The following is a 19,169-nucleotide window of genomic DNA, read 5'->3' on the forward strand; positions in this document are numbered from 1 at the left end:
ACAGATCTATCGACCTGATAGAAAGCCAACCGTTTTGGGCTCTTTAATCTCTACGGCAAACCCTTCAATGAATAACTGATCGGCTACATATTTGGGCCTTATTGAGCTTTCATCTACTTTAAAATTTTGGCCCTTAAGTTTTTCGTTGATGGCATCTATAATATCGCGGGTAATAAAGCCGCTGGTGGTGCGTAAAGTATCGTCAATGGTTTGCAGCGTTACACTTTCTACTTTGTAAGAAAACCCGATGGTGCTGGTCTTGCTCATGGTGGCTATAGATTTTAAAATGCAAGGTAAGATAATTTGCGGTTGCTTGCGTTTCCTGCCTGAATCAATTTTGTAAAGATTACGCGCGCAAAATGGCTGTTTTGTTGTTATAGTAATGGCAGCCAAAGTGTAAACCAACATGGAAAAAGAGAAGATAACCAATAGCGAGATCAGCGATTTAGGAGTTGAAGATTTGGATACAATTATCCTTTTTAGCCGGGTAGCCAACGGCTTGTTGAAGCACAAGGTGATGAACAAGCAACAAATTTTGGCCGAGCTGGAAGCCCTCATTGCCGAGCCCGAGCCTTATGCCCTTAAACGCGGCGGCAAGTTTAAAAACCTGGCCGAAAAGGTGCTGGAATTACGGCAGCAAGGCCAGCTAATTAAACCGCAACGCCCCATAAATGAACTTAAAAAGGAAATTGCTGATTTTCCGGTGTACGGCATAGAACATATCGAGGCGGGCGCCCTCAACCAGATGCGTACGGCTATACAACTCCCTATAGCCGTGGCCGGCGCTTTAATGCCCGATGCGCATCAGGGGTACGGCCTGCCCATTGGCGGCGTACTGGCCACAACGGCCAATACCATTATACCTTACGCCGTAGGTGTGGATATTGCTTGCCGAATGTGCCTTAGCATTTTTGAACTACCTGCACATACTGTTGATGATAAAACCGACGATTTAAAAAGCATTTTACTTAAAAACACCCACTTTGGCATGGGCAGCGAAAGTAAGTGGCATGATGACGACAGCTTGTTTGAGAAACCCGACTGGAAAGCAACCAAGCAAATACGTACGCTGAGAGACAAAGCTTATAAACAACTGGGCACATCGGGTACAGGTAACCATTTTGTAGAATGGGGAGAGCTTACCGTACAGGGCGGCGCATTAGAGGGTGTGCCGGCCGGCAACTACCTGGCATTGCTCTCTCACTCCGGCTCACGCGGCTTTGGAGCGGGTATAGCAGGCTATTACTCTGACCTTGCCATGAAGAAAACTAAGCTGCCACCCGAGGCCAAGCACCTGGCCTGGTTGGATTTAGATAGTAATGAAGGCCAGGAATACTGGATTGCCATGAACTTGGCTGGTGATTATGCCAGCGCAAACCATCATGAAATACACAATAAGATTGCCAAAGCCATGCAGCTGCAACCGCTGCTGCGTATTGAAAATCACCACAACTTTGCCTGGCAGGAAAGACTGGCCGATGGCACGCCGGTAATGGTACACCGCAAAGGCGCCACCCCGGCAGGCAACGGCGTATTAGGCATTATACCCGGTAGCATGAGTACGCCCGGCTTTGTGGTACGTGGCAAGGGTAATGCGCAGTCTATCAACTCAGCATCGCACGGTGCGGGTAGGTTAATGAGCCGCAATGCTGCCTTTAAAACAATAAAGCGCGATCTGGTAACGGCAGAGCTGCTGGAAAAAAAGATAACCCTCGTGGGGGCAGACCTTGACGAAGCGCCTATGGTGTACAAAAATATCCATGCCGTAATGGAAGCCCAGCATAACTTGGTCGACGTACTGGCAAAGTTCCAGCCCCGCATTGTGCGTATGGCTGATGCCAAAGAAAGACCAGAAGATTAATTTGATTTAAGCTAACTTTTTTAACCTATCTTAAGGTAATTACCGCTCCTTTATAATAGTCGTCTAACTTGCCAGTAACTGTTTCTCAGGCGAGATACGCTATGTATCTTAAAATCCGATACTGCATATGGCTGGTAAAGCTCGCTTAGGCAAATTCACGCTGGTTTCCAACTTTAAACCAATGTCCTGGTTGAAAATCAGCGAAAAAGTGTTGTGCTTTGACCAAATAAACCGGTTAGCTTTTTCCAACCAGCTTATTGAGCATTTGCTGCTGGGTTTGCGAAACGGTTGCGGTAGGCGCCAAATAGTTTTTCAGTTTAAAATGGCCGTCAAATATCTTGCCTTGCAATACCTGTTGCTTGCCGTCGCGTAGCACAGTTATGCTAATTTCAGGATGATCAGTATTGGTATTGAAGTATTTATCCCAAATATCGTCTATGGTTTCGGCCGATACCACCACATCGTCAATCTTCAGAAACGTATCGCCTTCCTTCACACCTAACGGGTTTTTATCAACGCCAGTAAATACAAATGCTTTATTGGCCTCTTCATATTTTAAGCCCATCTTTCCAGGATAAAAAGCAGCTACATCTTTGGACGGTTGGTAGTCATAACCCAGCCGATTAAAATATTCGCTATAAGGCAGCGGCTGGCTGCCAATAATGTATTTATCGATGAACTGCCTTACATCGGGGTGTGAGGCGGCTACAAAATCATCAAAAAGCTGGTTGTCATCAAAGGGTTTATTGGGGCCATACTTTTGAGTAAGCGTGAGCATCACCTGCTTCAGGTCTTTAGTGCCTTCAGTCCGTTCACGTATCAGCACATCCAGCAACAGGGCAATGAGTGCCCCCCTATTGTACACACTGCTGTATTTTTTCTGAAAGCTGTCTTCCATCACCCGGCGGCTCATTTCCGTCATCGAAAAATCGCCAAACTCTTCTGCCTGGTTTATCTTGTTGCGCATTTCCTCAAAAAACTTCTTTTGTGTTATCAGTCCGTTTTGCAACTGTATAAGCTGCGCAAAATATTCGGTTACACCTTCGTACAGCCACAAATGCTGCGACATTACCGGTTCGGTGAAGTTGAAGTTCTCAATTTCGTTGCTATGCAGGTTGAGGGGCGTTAGTATATGCAAAAACTCGTGGCCCGATACATCGTGTACCATCGAAATTAAGTCCTTTTCAAAAGCCACCTCGGGCAAGTAGTAAAGCGATGAATAATTATGTTCCAGCGCACCATAGCCGCCTTCGCCGCCCTTACGATCAGTCAGGGCTTTTTTGGGGTCTTCAAAATAAAACAAAAACTGGTATGATTTTACCGGCAAGCCATTAAAGAATTTGGTTAGCGCAGCCGAAAGCGGTTTTAAATAACCAGCAACCTGAGCGGCCTTCACTTTCCCTGTGGCCGAATAAACCGACACATTAATTTGGCTGTTGCCGGCATTAAAGGAAACTGTGTCGGGCCGTGCATAAATAACCGGGTTATCGGCCAGGTATACATAGTTCTTGGCGGTGAGCACGTCTTGCGTAGTGGAGGTATGCGTTACATCAAGGTGTGTTGCTCCATAAAACTCGGCAGGCTTGGTTACTGTTATTTCATAGGGCAAGTTGCTTAGGCCCTCAAAGTAACCATAAAAAGCATGGTTATTCATCACCACATTAGTGCCCGCTTCGATGTTGGAACCGCCCGGCTGAAAAATAAAGTCACTGTGCTTGGTATCCCAGGTATCATCAACCAGGTAACTAATTTTTGCCAGTTCGCTGGCGTTACTAATGCGGAATTGGTTGGCGCCTAGCTTTTCGGTCTTTAATTTTTTACCATCCTTACTAAACGCAGCAAAGCTGCTTACAAAACGGCCATAATCCTTACGGGCGTACGATCCGGGTATGGCTTTAGGGAACGAGAATACAGCATTTTGCTGGGTTATAACTGGTGTTTTTAAGGTAACGGCCACCTTATCGTTCTGAATATTGGCAATATCAACCGCGTACTGGTATTTCTCTTGCGCATGCGCAGCAACGGCCATACCGGCCCAAATAGCCAGTGCCGAAAATAGTATCCTCATGATAGTAAGTAAAGTTTTCTGGCATTAATATACACATTAGCTCCGAATCTGCAAGTTGCATGTTGTACGCCGTATACCCGTTGTTAGTTGCTCTTCTGTTTACGAGCGTTTAAACACCTGTAATGGTTATTGTATAGGCGTATGCTCTAAAAAGTTGTGCCACTGTTGCAGCTTATCCATCAGCTCTTCCACTTTTACCGGTTTGCTGATGTAATCGTTCATACCCGCCAGCAAGCATTCCTCACGGTCGCCCTGCATGGTATTGGCAGTAAGCGCAATAATAACCGGCTGATGCCCCAGCGCTTTGCGGATAACCACGGTTGCTTCCAGGCCATCCATGTCGGGCATTTGCATGTCCATTAAGATTAAATCGTACGTATTTTTGCGGCAGGCTGCAACGGCTTCAAGGCCATTTTCTACGACCTGGGGCTGGTAACCCAGCTTGCCCAAAATGTGCATAATCACATTCTGATTAATCTTATTATCTTCTGCAATAAGTATACGGAGTGGGTTGCGCTCGCCAAAATCAGGAGAAAGGCGGCTCTTGGTGGTTTTCTCCTCGTTTACAGGCTGAGCTTTCAGGTGCAGGCTGTTAAATACATAACGGCTCAAATCATCCTGCTTTATGGGTTTGTTTAGAATATAGCTAAACAAACTTGCATGCTGCCGGGCATGTTCATCGCCTATGGAGCTGAGCAGGATAATAGGAATGCCAGGGTATTGCTGCTTAACCTGCTGAGCCAGTTGTACGCCGTCCATATCAGGCATTTGTGCATCGGTAATAATAAGGTCAGGTTTCAGACCCCCTTTCAGCATATCCACCGCCTCATGGCCTGATTGTACAATTACCGGCACCAGCTTCCAGTTTTCGAGCTGGTTCTTAAGGATGGCCCTGTTGGTGGCATGGTCATCAATTACCAGTACTTTTTTTCCAGCCTGATCGCCCATGAAATGGGTTACCGTTGGTTTTAATTCTTTAGTACCGGCGCTGGTTTGTATGGTAAACGTAAAGGCAGATCCTTTGCCGGGTGTACTCTGCACCGAAATGCTGCCACCCATTAAACCCGCCAGCTTTTCACAAATTACCAGCCCAAGACCTGTACCGCCGTATTTGCGTGTGGTTGAGGAATCGACTTGTGTAAATGCCTTAAACAGGCGGTCAATTTTTTCGGGCGGGATGCCAATGCCGGTGTCTTTAACTTCAAAACTGAGGGAAATGGTGCCATCATTAGCCTTGTTAGTCAGCGCTGCCTTAACCACTACCTCGCCGTGTGTAGTAAACTTAAGCGCGTTACTTACCAGGTTGGTTAAAATCTGCTGCAAGCGTACTTTATCAGCTACAATTTGTGCAGGCACGTGGCGGTCAATAATATAGGCCAGCTCAATACCTTTTTGCGAGGCTTGTTTACTGAACATGTCCAGCACATCCTCAATACAGTAAAACAAGTTAAAATCCTCTCGCTCCAGCTCCATGCTGCCAGCCTCAATCTTCGAGAAATCGAGAATGTTGTTGATAAGTACCAGCAAGTTTTCGCCACAATTATTAATAGTGTCGGTATAGGTACGCTGCTGCTCGGTTAAGGCCGTTTCGGCCAGCAGGCCCGACATGCCAATTACCCCATTCATAGGTGTACGTATCTCATGGCTCATCATGGCCAGGAAAATGCTTTTGGCCTGATTAGCTTTCTCAGCTTCCTGGCGGGCCTCGTCGGCCTCATGGCGGGCCATTTCGAGTTCCTGGTTACTTTGCAACAACTTTTTATTGTATACCGCCAGTGCCTCTTCGCGCTGCTTAATCTCTTCTATTAATACCGCTTCTTTCTGCAGCTCGCCCAACTTAATAGCTTGCTTAAGCTGCGCAGTACCATATTTTTTTAGCTGATAAGCCCACAAGCCGCTAATGTAAAAGATGATGCAGGTTAATAAGAGGTGTATGATTATTGTTTGCAGGTCGAATGAATCGAGCTGGGTTACATACATACCTTCAATGCCCTGGTTTTGCAGGTACCCAAAGGTAGCATGATGTAAGCCCACAACCACGAAAACCGGTATCTGCAGCTTCCAGTTCTGGTAAGTGATGAGTACGGCGCTGCCAATAAATGCAAAAAAGTGCATCTCGAACATGCCATGCATCTGGTAAATAAATTGCGCCATAAAAATACCCAGCACCGCACTGAGCACATACTGGTACAGATCAGATTTAGGCAACGCTATTTTTACCGAGTAATAGGCAGTTAAGCATAGCCCGGTAATACATATGGCCATTACCCAGGTATCGTAATAAGCAGCCAGCCCCAATCCGGTTAGCGCATAGGCAACCAGAAAATAATCCATTAACCGGTCCGAACGTTCTTTCACTTCGGCCTGCAAGGCATATTTATAGGTTTGATAATCGTTATTGGGCTGCATACGTACTATTGTTATTGGCCAAACGGCACCCATAAGCGGTGGTAGACAATGGGTTGTTAAGCACCGGCAGACCATGCAGGAGGTTTTCTAATGCCATGCGTGCATACTCGGTTTTTTTGTTAGTGCAGTAACGGCTGCTGTTGTAATTGCCCCGGTAATAAAGCTGCCGGTTTGCTTTCAACAACACCGCCTGCGGGGTGGAATATACGCCACACGCAGTAGCCAGCGTCTTATCTGCAATTACGGGTATCTGCAAATCAAACTTATCCTGTATCTGCTGTGCGGTATAAGGTTTCGCGGTAACCAGTACAAGCGCAAAATCAACACTATTATGATATTGTTTAATTAACGATTTTACGTGCTGCAGGTTAAAGCGTGAGCATGGACAGTCGGGATTAAAAAAGTGCAGCAGTACCGGCTTCTGCCCTGTTAAATTTAAACCAGAAGTTAAGTGGATGAACGTACCGCTTTTTACCGTTTTGTAACCGTTGGGCACGGGTGTAGGCAAACTATAACGGTATTGGTTGTACCAAAATAAAGCGCCTATGGTAAATACCAATATCACCAGCCAAAAACTAATCAACAGCTTTTTCATTTAAATAAGGAAAATAACGGCTAGAAAAAGAAAAACACACTTTTTTATACCGTCGCTTCAAAAAAGCGGATAAGCTATATTACGAAATTTTTATGATTATTATTCGTTTTAAAAAGGCAATATTACTCCTAAAAAGAATATTTCTACACGGTTAAAAATTACCTTTACCATAACGAAATGGCGAAACAGCACCACTTTGTGCAAAAAGAGAAGCAAAATGTGTTAAAATTTACATAATACTAGTAAACCATTTGCAGGTATGTTGCTTAATCGTGTGATGTAAAAGCGTAACTTTACGTCGTCGCCCACTAATGCATTGCCGTAATTAATATGTTTGGATTATTTAGCAGAAGCAAAAAACAACCACAGGAAACTTTCGACTACAGCTTTGTTTCGGTTGATATGCACTCGCATATACTGCCGGGCATTGATGATGGTGCACAAACGGTAGAAGATTCGGTTTTACTGATACGGGAAATGATGAGCGTGGGCATAAAAAAAATAATTGCCACGCCGCACATCATGGCCGATTATTATAAGAATAACGCCACAACCATTAATGATGCCCTCAACCGCTTAAATGATCATTTACAGACCGAAGGCATTGAGATACCTATACAGGCCGCTGCCGAGCATTACTTTGATGAGTTTTTTGTAAAACTGATTGATAATAACGAATTAATGCTTATCAATAACCAGTTTGTTTTATTTGAACTGGCCTTTACCAGCAAACCGCCTAATTTAATTCATACCGTACAACGAATAACCGATAAAGGACTTACACCCATATTGGCCCATCCGGAGCGCTATCCGTACCTTACCCTTAGTGAGGTGGAAAGCTTGCGCAGCTGGGGATGCCGTATCCAAACTAACACCATTGCTTTAACCGGCTACTATGGTAAAGAGGTTAAAAAAAGCGCCGAGGCTTTGGTTGATGAAGGATTTATTGATTACATATCAAGCGATATGCACCACCCGCGTCATGCTCTGGCGCTCAAAAACACCTTAAAAATGCCTTATCTGCAAAAGCTGAAAGATGGAGGCAAGCTCCTGAATCTTGAACTGCTTTAAGCCTTACCGCACTGCTTTTTTAAATCGATTGCTTTTCTGGAATCAGTATAAATAAGCTTTTAATGCACACCCTTTTATAAAAAACAGGTAGCTTGGTATAGATAATCCAAGTACCTTATGGAAGACCTTAATAACGGGTTTTCGGCAGATGATAATCATCAGCCGAAAGATAATCCACGGCGTGATTTTTTAAAGAAATCATCGCTCCTTACTGCCGTGGCCCTAACGCCCGGCGTAGCTGTAAAAGCTGCCGAAAATCATCTGGACGAAAAAGTTGCGGCTGTATTCGAAAAATTGCCGCTCAATATTACGGTGAACGGAATAGCACATAAAGTTTCTATAGAACCCCGCGTAACCCTCTTGGATTTGCTGCGCGAACAACTGCACTTAACCGGTACCAAAAAAGGCTGTGATTACGGCCAGTGCGGTGCCTGCACTGTGCATGTTGATGGGCACCGGGTAAACTCCTGCCTTACGCTAGCCATGATGACTGACGGTAAAAAAGTAACCACCATTGAAGGCCTGGCTAAAGGCGATGAGTTGCACCCAATGCAGGAAGCTTTCATTAAGCACGATGGTTTCCAATGCGGTTACTGCACACCAGGGCAGATCATGTCTGCAGTGGCTTGCATCCGCGAGGGTCATGCCAACTCAGAAGGAGAAATCAGGGAATACATGAGCGGTAACATTTGCCGTTGCGGCGCCTATCCGAACATTGTAAATGCTATACAGGAAGTGAAGAACGGAGGGCAGCAGGTATGAAGCAGTTTCAATACGTTCGCCCGTCCAGTCAGCAAAATGTACTGGCTGCCATAGCACAGCCCGGCACCAAAATAATTGCCGGCGGCAGTAACCTGGTGGATCTGATGAAGCACGGCGTTATGACGCCCGATAAGCTGGTGGATATTAACAGGCTGCCTTTGCGCAATATTAGCGACATTAAAGGTGGCTTACACATTGGCGCGCTGGCCCTTAACAGCCAGGTAGCCGAAGATAAGCTGGTAAAATCCATGTTTCCATTATTATCACAGGCCTTAAATGCAGGCGCATCTGCACAGTTGCGTAACATGGCTACCGTGGGTGGCAATATGATGCAGCGCACCCGATGCCCATATTTTTATGATGTGGCCATGCCCTGCAACAAGCGCTCGCCGGGCACAGGCTGTGGTGCGCTGGAGGGCTTTAACCGCATGCACGCCATTTTTGGTTTTAGTGATAAGTGTATTGCCGTACACCCGTCAGATATGGCCGTGGCTATGGCTGCACTGGATGCAACTGTGCTTATACAAGGCCGTAAGGGTGCCCGCCGGTTAAAGTTTACCGATTTTCATCGCTTGCCGGGCAATACACCTGAACTGGATAATAACCTGGCTAAAGATGAGCTGATTACAGGCGTAGAAATACCGGTTAATAATTTTGCCAATCACAGCTATTACCTTAAAGTTCGCGACCGGGCATCTTATGCTTTTGCACTGGTTTCGGTAGCCGCGGCGATGGATATACAGAATGGTATAATTAAAGATGCCCGCCTGGCTATGGGTGGCGTAGCACACAAGCCATGGCGCTTAACTGCTGCCGAGCAAGCTTTAAGAGGCAAACCCGCTACCGCGGCTACTTTTGAGCAGGCAGCACAAGTGGCCATGCAAGGCGCCAAATCATTTAAAGACAACGCCTTTAAATTAACAATGGCTCCGGCCACCATAACTGAAGCATTAAAACACGCAGCAGGATTGGTTTAGGTGATTGTGTGTTCTGATTTCTATGGTTTACGTAAGCTGTAGATGTAAGAGACTTAGAAACACATCATCCGTAACCAGAACACATAGCCTAAAAAGCCAAGCTTGCAACTCCGAAGCCAGAACCAAACTAAAATGGAAAAAGAACTCCTCAATATACCCCCGTTTACCGAAGGCATTGACCGGGTAGACGGCCGCCTGAAAGTTACAGGAGCCGCTAAATATGCTGCCGAATTTGAGGTGCCGGGCATGAGCTATGCGGCTTTTACAACCAGCACCATAACTAAAGGCACTGTAAAAACCATAGACACCAGAGCTGCAGAACGTGCACCGGGCGTGCTAATGGTAATTACGCATTTAAATGCCCCCAAAATACCTGGTTATGAAACAGGTAAAGACCCCAGCAAGCCACCTACCGGCGGCGGACCGTTAAGATTTTTTGCGGATAACAGCATTAAATACAACGGCCAGCCTGTAGCCATGGTGATTGCAGATAGCTTTGAACGCGCTACGCACGCCGCCTCATTGGTAAAAGTAGATTATGCCAAGGAAGCGCACCAAACCGATACTTCTAAAGTGTTAGATAAGGCCGCTACACCAAAAGGCCCCCGCTTTGCAGATTACAAACGCGGCAACCCTGATGAATGGCAAAGTGCCCCGGTTAAAATCGAAACGGAATACATTCAGCCTATTGAGGTACATAACCCTATGGAACTGAGCGCCATTATTGCGCACTGGACAGCCGATGATAAGGTTACCGTGTATGATAAGACCCAGGGTGTAAAATCAACGCAAAACGCCGTAGCCCAAGCATTCAAATTGCCGCTTGATAACGTGCAGGTGATCGCCAAGTTTGTAGGCGGCGCATTTGGCAATGCCCTGCGTACCTGGCCGCATGAAATTGCAACCGTTATGGCTGCCCAAATGGTTAAACGGCCGGTTAAACTGGTTTTGCCTCGCGAAATGCAGTTTTATACCGTAGGCTACCGTCCTTATACCTGGCAAAAAGTAAGTCTTGGTGCAACTGCCGATGGTAAGCTTACCGGCATAATTCATGAGGCACGGGCACAAACATCCAGCTTTGAGGAATTTACCGAGGGTACCGTAAACATGACCCGCTTTATGTATGCCTGTCCTAACGTAGGCACCATTTATAAAATTGTACCAGTTGATGTAAACACGCCTACCTGGATGCGCGGACCGGGTGAAGCTACCGGCGCTTTTGCACTAGAGTCGGCCATTGATGAACTGGCTGATAAGCTGGGCATGGATCCTATTGAGTTTCGCGTACGCAACCACGCCGATACCGATCCCGAAAATGGTAAGCCGTTCAGCACCAAGTACCTAAAAGAAGCCTACCAGATGGGAGCCGATAAAATTGGCTGGCAAAACCGTAAAAATAAGCCACGGTCGGTACAGGAAGACGGCTGGCTGATTGGCTATGGCATGGGTTCGGGTGTGTTTGGTGCAGGCCGCGGCCGTGCAACCGTAAAGGCCACTATGCTGGCTAATGGCACCTTATTACTGCAAACCGCCGTAACCGATATAGGTGTAGGTACCGGCACCGCCATGACGCAGATTGCATCGGAAGTGTTTACCACTGTTCCGGTTAACAAGATCAAGTTCGAGCTGGGCGATTCCTCCCTGCCACCATCACCAACACAAGGTGGATCTATGATAACCTCAACGGTAGGTTCGGCCGTGCATGAAGCTTGTTTGGCGCTTAAGGAAAAGTTTCAACAACTAATAGGCAACGGCGGTACCGATAAGCCCGATTATGCCCAGGTACTGAAGGATAAAAACATGCCGCAGCTGGATGTAACTATAACCTCATCAGGTACATCCGAAATGCGCAATTTCTCGAGCTACTCTTACTCGGTACATTTTGTGCAGGTAAAGGTACACCCTACTACCGGTGTGGTGCGCATTAACAAAGTGGTTTCTGTTGCCGATTCGGGCCATATTGTGAGCCCTAAAACAGCCCGCAGCCAAATAGTGGGTGGCGCCATTGGTGGTATTGGGATGGCCCTGATGGAAGAAGGGGTAATTGATCATCGCTTTGGCCGGTACGTAAATGCCGACCTGGCCGGTTACCACGTACCTGTACACGCCGATATACCGCAAATTGATGCACTTTTTGTAAATAAGCCCGATTACAAGGTAAACCCTATGGGTGCCAAAGGCATGGGCGAGATAGCACTGATCGGCATGTCGGCCGCAGTAGCCAATGCCGTTTACAATGCCACCGGCAAACGCATTCGCGAGCTACCTATTACGCCTGATAAGGTGATGGGATAAGTTGTGAGTTGTTCTATTAATGATGTCATCCCGAACGGCAGTGAGAGATCTTTTCAAACGTTAATCGCATGGAAAGGATTTCCCGCTCCCGCCCGGAATGACATTTTTATTTTATCTTGTTCCATGCAAACACGCAGAAATTACATAGCAATTGGCTTGATTATAGGCGTGGCCATAGGCATTGCTACCCGAAAACTGGCTATTGGTATTTGTATAGGCCTGGCCGTTGGTTTTTTATTAAATGGTTTGCAGAACCGGTAGAAGGATGAGTAGCTAAAGTCAGTAAGAATTAGGGATAAAAGGTTCACACAATTGGAACACTTCGTAATTAAAATTGGGGCAGTTTAAGCGAAGGTACTAAACCGGTAGAAGGACAGTCAGTGCTTTTAACTAATCAGCCGGTATATATCTCTCAGGTTGCGACCCAGTTCTTTATAATCCAGCCCGTAACCTACCACAAATTCGTTATCAATTTCAAAGCCTACGTAGCGTAACTCTTCAATTGATATTTCGAGCTTACCGGGTTTGAGCAGGAGGGAACAAACACGTATAGAAGCCGGGGCGTTCAGCTTTAACTTTTCAATTAAATAGCTCAGGGTATTGCCGGTATCCACAATGTCTTCCACAATGATGATGTGCCGGCCGCTAATATCAACACTCAGGTCAATATCCTCGCGTATTTTGCGGGTTGTGCTGGTGCCACCATAATAAGAAGCCAGTTTGGTAAAAGTTACCTCACAGGGTATGGTAATCTGCTTAATTAAATCGGCCACAAACAGAAAGCTGCCATTCAGTACACCAATGAAGATAGGGGTACGGCCGGCATACTCTGTGTTAAGCTGTTCGCCCAGTAAATTAATGCGTTTGGCTATAGCTTCTTCTTCAATCAGCGGCTCGAATGTCAGGTCGTCAATCTTCATGGTCACTCGTCTATTTTCTTTACAATTATACGTATTACTTGACTTAATCCTGTCACAGCAAAAGATATAATTTAGCGTATCTTTGCCGTTTCATGATAGATTATCAGGTACATACCCTACCAAACGGTATCCGCTTATTATACAAGCATGCCGCAACTAATATAACCCATACCTGCTTTGTTATAAATGCCGGCGCGCGCGATGAGCAGCCGCACAAAGATGGCCTGGCGCATTTTATTGAGCATCTGTTATTTAAGCAAACCGAGCGCCGCAACACCAACCAGATATTAAACCGGCTGGAGCTGGTAGGGGCCGACCTGAACGCCTATACCACCAAAGAGTACACCTGCATACACGCCTCCCTGCGCAAACAGCACCTGGAGCGCACACTGGATTTATTTGAAGATATTATCTTCCACTCCACCTTTCCTGAAGAGGAACTGATAAAAGAACGCAGCGTAATACTAGACGAGATTGCCTCATACCAGGACCAGCCCGAGGAAGCCATTCAGGATGATTTTGAGGGCATGCTGTTTAAAGGGCATGCTTTAAGTAATAACATTTTAGGTACCGAGGAATCGGTTAACCAATTAAACCGTGAAGATATTGCCGGGTTTATAGCCAGCACCTATAACACCCACGAAATGGTGTTTGCCGTAATTGGCGATTATGATTTTAACAAACTCATTAAACTTGCCGAAAAGTACCTCGGGGTTGTGCCTGCCAACACATCGGCCAAGGTTCGGCAAAAGCCGGGTAAACCTAAGGGTGAGCTGCTGCGTTTTCAAAAGCCTATTTCGCAAACCCATGGCGTTATTGGTAGTTTGGCTTATGATTCGGCCCACCAGCACAAAAGCGGCTTACTACTGGTAAACAATTTGCTGGGTGGCATGGGCATGAGCAGCCGCCTTAACCTCGAAATCAGGGAAAAGCATGGCATCGCTTACACCATCGAATCGAACTATACACCTTTAACCGATACCGGTATATTTTCAATTTATTTTGGCACCGATGAGGAAAAGGCCGCTAAGGCCATGAAACTTATCCACAAGGAACTCAAAAAGCTTCGTGATAACAAACTGGGAGCCTTACAACTGCACCAGGCCAAGCAAAAGTTTATAGGCCAGATTGCACTGGCCGAAGAAAACCGCCTGAGCCTCATCATCTCCATGGCCAAAAGCCTGGTCGATTTTAACTGTATCGATACCTTGCAGCAAGTATTTGACAAGATAAACATAGTTACAGCCGAGCAGATTCTGGAAATTACCAACGAGGTGTTTGATGAAGCAAGCCTGTTAACCCTGCTGTTCGAGCCTAAAGATTAAGCTTAATAACATTAGCCGCTTCTAACAAGCAAACTATAGTTGCGCTTGTGTTGGCACAAAGTGTATTGGTTTTAGGCGCAGTGCACTATACGTTCAACAATTAAGGCGGCGGCCAAATTGCTCCTATTGTTGAAATGACACGATGTTAATCATTTATCAAATTAGTAAATTTTCTATCACAAGCATAAATCTGTAATTTTGCAGCATGAAATTGCCTATTGTAGCTTACGGGGATCCGGTATTGAGAAAAAAAGCCACTGATTTTGAGACAGAAGAAATAGCTGGCTTAAAACAGCTGGTTGCTGACATGTATGAAACTATGTATGCCGCCCGTGGCGTGGGTTTGGCTGCACCCCAGGTAGGCTTATCAAAGCGTTTATTCGTAGTTGACGCTACCCCTTTTGATGATGAGGAGCCCGAATTAAAGGATTTTAAAAAGGCATTCATCAACCCGCAAATACTGGAAGAAACAGGCGAAGAATGGGCCTTTAATGAAGGTTGCCTGAGCATACCCGACGTGCGCGAAGACGTTTACCGCCAGCCGGTTGTACGCCTTTCCTATTATAATGAGGACATGCAACAACATGAGGAAACCTTTAAAGGTATGGCGGCGCGCATTATACAACACGAGTACGATCATATTGAAGGTAAACTATTTACAGACAAACTAAGCCCGCTGCGCAAACGCCTGCTCGAAAAACGCCTCGGTGATATTTCGAGAGGGATAGTGAAGGTGGATTATAAAATGAAATTTCCGGCGGCTAAAAAAGGCCGGTAAGCCCCGGTGCTTTAAAAACTCGTGTCATTTCTAGTGATAATGAAAAATCTTTTCTATGCAACAAACTTGTACTTCGGAAAGGATCGCTCACTATCATTCGGGATGACATTGTTGTTTATACCTAAAAAGACGCCTTGCAATAGATCAATCGGTGTTCATAACTCTGTATCCTAATCATCTATATTTGCCCCATGCAAACCATCACCTGGAACGATTTTGAAAAGGTTGAGCTCCGTGCAGGCACTATTTTAGAAGTGCATGACTTTCCACAGGCACGCAAGCCGGCGTACAAATTAAAGGTTGATTTTGGTCCGCTTGGCACTAAATGGTCGAGCGCACAGATCACTAAACATTATACTAAAGAAGAATTGATAGGCCGCCAGATATTAGGCGTAGTTAATTTTCCCGAAAAACAGATAGCAAACTTTATGTCGCAATTTTTGGTTACCGGGTTAGCCGATCACAATGGCGATATTGTTTTAACCACCGTTGAAAGGCCAGTACCCAACGGCAGCAAACTGATTTAATGCGATTTATAAGTTTTGATAACGAAAGTTCGGTTTCGCCCGATGAATTTTTCATGAACGAGGCCCTGCGCGAGGCCAGGCTTGCCTATAGCGAAGATGAAATTCCAATTGGCGCTATTGTAACCTGCCAGGGTAAGATTATTGGCAGGGGGCATAACCTTACCGAGCGCCTTAACGATGTATCGGCCCACGCCGAAATGCAGGCTCTTACTGCGGCTGCCAACTATTTAGGAGGTAAGTACTTAAAAGACTGCACGCTATATGTTACTATGGAGCCCTGTGTAATGTGTGCCGGAGCATCGTATTGGTTCCAAATAGGTAAAATTGTATTTGGCGCTTATGATACGCGGCTGGGCTTTGGTCGTTTAAATCAAAAAATCACGCATCCCAAAACCCTTGTTACCGGCGGCATACGCGAAAATGAATGTGCCGAGCTGGTTAGGGAATTCTTCAGGAGCAAACGCAGCAAAACTTAACAATAATCTGAACAAATATGTGGGTCAACCCTTTATATTTGTGGAGATACATCTTATTTAACCTTAAAAATTAGTCATATGGCATTTGAATTACCAGCGTTACCATACGCTACCGACGCACTGGAACCGCACATTGATAAAGCTACTATGGAAATTCACCATGGCAAGCACCACCAGGCTTATGTTACCAACTTAAATAAAGCTTTGGAAGGCAAACCTGAGGCAACCAGCAGCATCGAAGAAATTGTTAAGCACATTTCTAAATTCCCGCCTGCTGTACGTAACAATGGTGGTGGCCATTACAACCATACTTTATTCTGGACTTTATTATCACCAAACGGTGGTGGCGAGCCAACCGGCGAACTGGCTGATGCTATTAAAAGCACTTTCGGCTCGTTTGATGAACTGAAAACCAAAATGAACGAAGCTGGTGCAACCCGTTTTGGTTCAGGCTGGGCATGGTTAGTAGTTACTGCCGATAAAAAACTGGCTGTAACCTCAACACCTAACCAAGACAACCCATTAATGGACCTGCCCGAAATTGCGGTTAAAGGCACGCCAATTTTAGGTATCGACGTTTGGGAACACGCTTACTATCTGAAATACCAGAACAAGCGCCCGGATTACTTAGCAGCTATCTGGAACGTAATTAACTGGAACCACGTTGCTGAGCTTTACAAAAAAGCAAAGTAAGGATCAGAATTTAAGAAGCAAGAGCCAAAGCATTGTTATTGTGAGGACAAAGCAATGCGAAGGCTAGAACTTTAAGCTTCGGCTCAATAGAAAAAAGCGGCAGGATAAACAATCCTGCCGCTTTTGCTATTAATTAAGGTATGAAAAAGCTTGTTTTCCCTACCTTGTTTTCTATGCTGCTGTTTTTAAGCAGCTGTGAAATTGTGGGCGGCATATTTAAAGCCGGCTTCTACGTGGGCGTTAGTATCGTTGTACTCATCGTCATATTAATTATTTATCTCATTCTTAAATTTCGTGGCGGCAGCAACCGCTAAATTCTACATATGAAAGCAATGGTATTAGTTGGGGCCGATCAGCCTCTTACCCTACAAGCAGTTGATAAACCATCCTTGGCCACCGGCGAGGCATTGGTGCAAATTAAAGCCGCAGCCTTAAACCGGCGCGATTACTGGATAACCATCGGCAAATATGCCGGCATAAAGTATCCTACCATTTTAGGGTCTGACGGTGCCGGTGTGGTGACCGAGGTTGGGCCAGATACCGACCCATACTGGCTGGGCAAGGAAGTGATCATTAATCCGGGGCACGAGTGGGGCGATCACCCGGCGTACCAGGGTAAAGACTTTAAAATAATGGGGCTGCCGGAAGACGGCTCAATGGCCGAATATGTTAAGGTAAAAACCGAATATCTGCAGGCTAAACCAGCGCACCTCACGTTTGAGCAAGCTGCGGCTATCCCGCTGGCTGGCTTAACTGCCTACCGTGCGCTTTTCACTAAAGGTGGTGCCAAAGCGGGCAACAAAGTGCTTATTGTGGGTGCAGGCGCGGGTACCGGTACTTTTGCGGTCCAGTTTGCCGTAGCTGCAGGTTGCCAGGTATTTGTTACCTCGGGCAGTGGCGAAAAAATTGAGCGCGCTAGGCAACTGGGTGCAACTGCAGGCGTAAACTATAAAGCCCAGGACTGGGCCGAAGAACTGAAGCACCTGGCCGGCGGCTTTGATGTGATTATAGACAGCGCCCTGGGTAAAGATTTTGCCAAGCTGCCGGGTTTATGTAACCCCGGCGCCCGTATTGTATTTTTTGGTGCTACGGCTGGTAACATCCCAGAATTGGATGCCCGTACGCTTTTTGCCAAACAAATACAGCTATTAGGTACCATGATGGGTACTCCTGATGATTTTACGGCTATGCTGAATTTAGTGAATGAACACCAGATAGTTCCGGTAGTTGATGAAGTGTTCCCCTTGGAGGATGCACAAAAAGCGGTTGATAAAATGGGCAGCTCATCGCAATTTGGCAAACTGGTATTACGGGTGTCCTGATGCTGCAATTAAGAGTTGAAACGATTAAACGCGAAACGGCCGATACGCTAACCTTTTATTTGAGGGAGGTGTCGGGTCATCGTGTGCTTTATAAAGCAGGGCAGTTTATTACACTGGTTATCAATCATCATGGCGAGGAAATACGGCGTTCTTACTCCCTCAGTTCCTCGCCTGATGAGGATATGCTGGCCGTCACCATTAAGCGTATACCCAACGGCGAAATAACCCGCTACCTGCATACCTACGCCAAGGTTGGCGATATATGGAATGTGGTGCCACCTGCAGGCCGTTTTAACCTCCCGGAAGCTTTAACCATTAAACCCTATGTATATTTTGCCGCGGGCAGCGGTATTTCACCTGTATATGCACATATTAAGTACCTGCTAAAACATCATACTAATTGTCGCATATTCTTATTTTACAGTAATCTGAGCTGGCAGTCGGTTATATTTAAGGATGATCTGGAACAACTCAGTAAGCAGCACCCCGAGCAGTTAACAATTACACATTTGGTAAGTGAGGAGGGTAAACGGCTTAACAACATTGTAGCCGAACAATTAGTGCGTAAATACATCCCAAATGATTTTGCCACAGCCAAATATTACCTGTGCGGACCTTACACATACATGCGCATGGTGCGGCTTACATTGTTGTATATGCACATTGCTGCAGAATACATCCACAAAGAGAATTTTGTACTGGAAACCGTTCCGCAAAGCACTGCAGTTAATAACTTTGTGCCACGCAAACTGCGTATACATTTCCATAATGAGTGGCATGACCTGATGGCTGGCGAAAACCAAACGATTTTACAGGCGGCTTTGCAAAACCAGCTACACTTACCTTATAGTTGTGGTAGCGGCGTTTGTGCTGCCTGCGCTGTAAAGTGCAAAAGCGGAAAAGTAACCATTGTTAAAAATGAAGTACTTACTGATGCCGAAATAAAACAGGGCTGGGTACTCACCTGCACCGGTTATGCTGCCAGCGATGATGTGGTGTTAGAATTGTAAGGTGCGCCTTAACGTTGATTTATGCCGATACAAACAACATATGCTCCGGAGCTCTGTTCATTGATAATGAGGTGTTTTGT

The 19,169-nt window shown here is 45.8% G+C and carries 19 protein-coding genes; 14 read left to right on the plus strand and 5 right to left on the minus strand.

Annotated elements, in window-relative coordinates; all coding sequences use genetic code 11:
- Positions 1-6 precede the first annotated feature (6 nt).
- Entirely contained in the window at positions 7-267 is a 261-nt protein-coding gene (locus ABDD94_RS22095) for a hypothetical protein (RefSeq protein ID WP_345954059.1), read from the minus strand.
- 139 nt (positions 268-406) lie between these two features.
- Between ABDD94_RS22095 and ABDD94_RS22100 the strand changes: the two genes are divergently transcribed.
- Positions 407-1,861 carry an RtcB family protein gene (locus ABDD94_RS22100; RefSeq protein ID WP_345954060.1) on the plus strand — a complete coding sequence of 485 codons (1,455 nt, stop codon included), beginning with the start codon at positions 407-409 and terminating at the stop codon, positions 1,859-1,861.
- A gap of 235 nt (positions 1,862-2,096) precedes the next feature.
- Here ABDD94_RS22100 and ABDD94_RS22105 read toward each other — a convergent pair whose 3' ends face one another.
- The 3 genes from ABDD94_RS22105 to ABDD94_RS22115 all read right to left on the minus strand — a co-directional run bounded on the left by ABDD94_RS22105 (position 2,097) and on the right by ABDD94_RS22115 (position 6,933).
- Complete coding sequence (locus tag ABDD94_RS22105; protein ID WP_345954061.1) at positions 2,097-3,929, minus strand: hypothetical protein; 1,833 nt, start codon at positions 3,927-3,929, stop codon at positions 2,097-2,099.
- Between the two features lie 126 nt (positions 3,930-4,055).
- Complete coding sequence (locus tag ABDD94_RS22110) at positions 4,056-6,338, minus strand: response regulator (protein WP_345954062.1); 2,283 nt, start codon at positions 6,336-6,338, stop codon at positions 4,056-4,058.
- The gene (locus ABDD94_RS22115) at positions 6,325-6,933 is read right to left on the minus strand and encodes a thioredoxin fold domain-containing protein (protein ID WP_345954063.1); all 609 of its coding nucleotides are present in this window, start codon (positions 6,931-6,933) and stop codon (positions 6,325-6,327) included. Before ABDD94_RS22115 ends, ABDD94_RS22110 begins: the two co-directional genes overlap by 14 nt.
- 330 nt (positions 6,934-7,263) lie before the next feature.
- Here ABDD94_RS22115 and ABDD94_RS22120 point away from each other — a divergent pair, with 330 nt between their 5' ends.
- The 5 genes from ABDD94_RS22120 to ABDD94_RS22140 all read left to right on the plus strand — a co-directional run bounded on the left by ABDD94_RS22120 (position 7,264) and on the right by ABDD94_RS22140 (position 12,299).
- Positions 7,264-8,004 (plus strand): CpsB/CapC family capsule biosynthesis tyrosine phosphatase, encoded by a 741-nt coding sequence (locus tag ABDD94_RS22120; RefSeq protein ID WP_345949957.1) that lies wholly within the window; start codon positions 7,264-7,266, stop codon positions 8,002-8,004.
- A 117-nt stretch (positions 8,005-8,121) separates the two neighbouring features.
- Complete coding sequence (locus ABDD94_RS22125; protein ID WP_345954064.1) at positions 8,122-8,766, plus strand: (2Fe-2S)-binding protein; 645 nt, start codon at positions 8,122-8,124, stop codon at positions 8,764-8,766.
- Positions 8,763-9,743, plus strand: a complete 981-nt coding sequence (locus tag ABDD94_RS22130) for a xanthine dehydrogenase family protein subunit M (protein ID WP_345954065.1) — start codon at positions 8,763-8,765, stop codon at positions 9,741-9,743. The genes ABDD94_RS22125 and ABDD94_RS22130 overlap by 4 nt, the downstream gene beginning before the upstream one ends.
- Positions 9,744-9,875: 132 nt before the next feature.
- A complete protein-coding gene (locus ABDD94_RS22135; protein ID WP_345954066.1) occupies positions 9,876-12,038 on the plus strand; it encodes a xanthine dehydrogenase family protein molybdopterin-binding subunit in 2,163 nt (720 codons plus the stop codon).
- 123 nt (positions 12,039-12,161) lie between these two features.
- Complete coding sequence (locus ABDD94_RS22140; protein ID WP_345954067.1) at positions 12,162-12,299, plus strand: hypothetical protein; 138 nt, start codon at positions 12,162-12,164, stop codon at positions 12,297-12,299.
- Positions 12,300-12,424: 125 nt separating this feature from the next.
- Here ABDD94_RS22140 and hpt read toward each other — a convergent pair whose 3' ends face one another.
- Entirely contained in the window at positions 12,425-12,958 is a 534-nt protein-coding gene (gene hpt / locus ABDD94_RS22145; protein WP_345954068.1) for a hypoxanthine phosphoribosyltransferase, read from the minus strand.
- A 95-nt stretch (positions 12,959-13,053) separates the two neighbouring features.
- On the opposite strand from hpt, the gene ABDD94_RS22150 reads away from it, so the two are divergent.
- The 8 genes from ABDD94_RS22150 to ABDD94_RS22185 all read left to right on the plus strand — a co-directional run bounded on the left by ABDD94_RS22150 (position 13,054) and on the right by ABDD94_RS22185 (position 19,089).
- On the plus strand, positions 13,054-14,283 hold the full coding sequence (locus ABDD94_RS22150) for a pitrilysin family protein (protein ID WP_345956003.1): 1,230 nt from the start codon (positions 13,054-13,056) through the stop codon (positions 14,281-14,283).
- A gap of 205 nt (positions 14,284-14,488) precedes the next feature.
- Positions 14,489-15,061 (plus strand): peptide deformylase, encoded by a 573-nt coding sequence (gene def, locus ABDD94_RS22155; protein WP_345949951.1) that lies wholly within the window; start codon positions 14,489-14,491, stop codon positions 15,059-15,061.
- 191 nt (positions 15,062-15,252) lie between these two features.
- Positions 15,253-15,588 (plus strand): tRNA-binding protein, encoded by a 336-nt coding sequence (locus ABDD94_RS22160; protein WP_345954069.1) that lies wholly within the window; start codon positions 15,253-15,255, stop codon positions 15,586-15,588.
- Positions 15,588-16,064: a nucleoside deaminase gene (locus tag ABDD94_RS22165; protein WP_345949949.1), complete on the plus strand. Its 477-nt coding sequence runs from the start codon at positions 15,588-15,590 to the stop codon at positions 16,062-16,064. Before ABDD94_RS22160 ends, ABDD94_RS22165 begins: the two co-directional genes overlap by 1 nt.
- Positions 16,065-16,142: 78 nt before the next feature.
- Entirely contained in the window at positions 16,143-16,757 is a 615-nt protein-coding gene (locus ABDD94_RS22170; protein WP_345949948.1) for a superoxide dismutase, read from the plus strand.
- A 140-nt stretch (positions 16,758-16,897) separates the two neighbouring features.
- On the plus strand, positions 16,898-17,071 hold the full coding sequence (locus ABDD94_RS22175; protein ID WP_345949947.1) for a phosphatidate cytidylyltransferase: 174 nt from the start codon (positions 16,898-16,900) through the stop codon (positions 17,069-17,071).
- A 9-nt stretch (positions 17,072-17,080) separates the two neighbouring features.
- Complete coding sequence (locus tag ABDD94_RS22180; protein WP_345954070.1) at positions 17,081-18,079, plus strand: zinc-binding dehydrogenase; 999 nt, start codon at positions 17,081-17,083, stop codon at positions 18,077-18,079.
- Positions 18,079-19,089 carry a ferredoxin--NADP reductase gene (locus tag ABDD94_RS22185; protein WP_345954071.1) on the plus strand — a complete coding sequence of 337 codons (1,011 nt, stop codon included), beginning with the start codon at positions 18,079-18,081 and terminating at the stop codon, positions 19,087-19,089. Before ABDD94_RS22180 ends, ABDD94_RS22185 begins: the two co-directional genes overlap by 1 nt.
- Positions 19,090-19,169: the final 80 nt, after the last annotated feature.

The organism is Mucilaginibacter sp. PAMB04168, assembly GCF_039634365.2.
In the GTDB taxonomy this organism is placed as follows: Bacteria; Bacteroidota; Bacteroidia; order Sphingobacteriales; family Sphingobacteriaceae; genus Mucilaginibacter.

What these genes read in the sequence shown, in the direction of transcription:
- ABDD94_RS22170 (WP_345949948.1), top strand. Translation starts at nt 16,143, where the DNA reads ATGGCATTTGAATTACCAGCGTTACCATACGCTACCGACGCACTGGAA.
- ABDD94_RS22100 (WP_345954060.1), top strand. Translation starts at nt 407, where the DNA reads ATGGAAAAAGAGAAGATAACCAATAGCGAGATCAGCGATTTAGGAGTT.
- ABDD94_RS22110 (WP_345954062.1), bottom strand. Translation starts at nt 6,338, where the DNA reads ATGCAGCCCAATAACGATTATCAAACCTATAAATATGCCTTGCAGGCC.
- ABDD94_RS22135 (WP_345954066.1), top strand. Translation starts at nt 9,876, where the DNA reads ATGGAAAAAGAACTCCTCAATATACCCCCGTTTACCGAAGGCATTGAC.
- ABDD94_RS22140 (WP_345954067.1), top strand. Translation starts at nt 12,162, where the DNA reads ATGCAAACACGCAGAAATTACATAGCAATTGGCTTGATTATAGGCGTG.
- ABDD94_RS22095 (WP_345954059.1), bottom strand. Translation starts at nt 267, where the DNA reads ATGAGCAAGACCAGCACCATCGGGTTTTCTTACAAAGTAGAAAGTGTA.
- ABDD94_RS22120 (WP_345949957.1), top strand. Translation starts at nt 7,264, where the DNA reads ATGTTTGGATTATTTAGCAGAAGCAAAAAACAACCACAGGAAACTTTC.
- ABDD94_RS22160 (WP_345954069.1), top strand. Translation starts at nt 15,253, where the DNA reads ATGCAAACCATCACCTGGAACGATTTTGAAAAGGTTGAGCTCCGTGCA.
- def (WP_345949951.1), top strand. Translation starts at nt 14,489, where the DNA reads ATGAAATTGCCTATTGTAGCTTACGGGGATCCGGTATTGAGAAAAAAA.
- hpt (WP_345954068.1), bottom strand. Translation starts at nt 12,958, where the DNA reads ATGAAGATTGACGACCTGACATTCGAGCCGCTGATTGAAGAAGAAGCT.
- ABDD94_RS22185 (WP_345954071.1), top strand. Translation starts at nt 18,079, where the DNA reads ATGCTGCAATTAAGAGTTGAAACGATTAAACGCGAAACGGCCGATACG.
- ABDD94_RS22115 (WP_345954063.1), bottom strand. Translation starts at nt 6,933, where the DNA reads ATGAAAAAGCTGTTGATTAGTTTTTGGCTGGTGATATTGGTATTTACC.
- ABDD94_RS22105 (WP_345954061.1), bottom strand. Translation starts at nt 3,929, where the DNA reads ATGAGGATACTATTTTCGGCACTGGCTATTTGGGCCGGTATGGCCGTT.
- ABDD94_RS22175 (WP_345949947.1), top strand. Translation starts at nt 16,898, where the DNA reads ATGAAAAAGCTTGTTTTCCCTACCTTGTTTTCTATGCTGCTGTTTTTA.
- ABDD94_RS22130 (WP_345954065.1), top strand. Translation starts at nt 8,763, where the DNA reads ATGAAGCAGTTTCAATACGTTCGCCCGTCCAGTCAGCAAAATGTACTG.
- ABDD94_RS22180 (WP_345954070.1), top strand. Translation starts at nt 17,081, where the DNA reads ATGAAAGCAATGGTATTAGTTGGGGCCGATCAGCCTCTTACCCTACAA.
- ABDD94_RS22165 (WP_345949949.1), top strand. Translation starts at nt 15,588, where the DNA reads ATGCGATTTATAAGTTTTGATAACGAAAGTTCGGTTTCGCCCGATGAA.
- ABDD94_RS22125 (WP_345954064.1), top strand. Translation starts at nt 8,122, where the DNA reads ATGGAAGACCTTAATAACGGGTTTTCGGCAGATGATAATCATCAGCCG.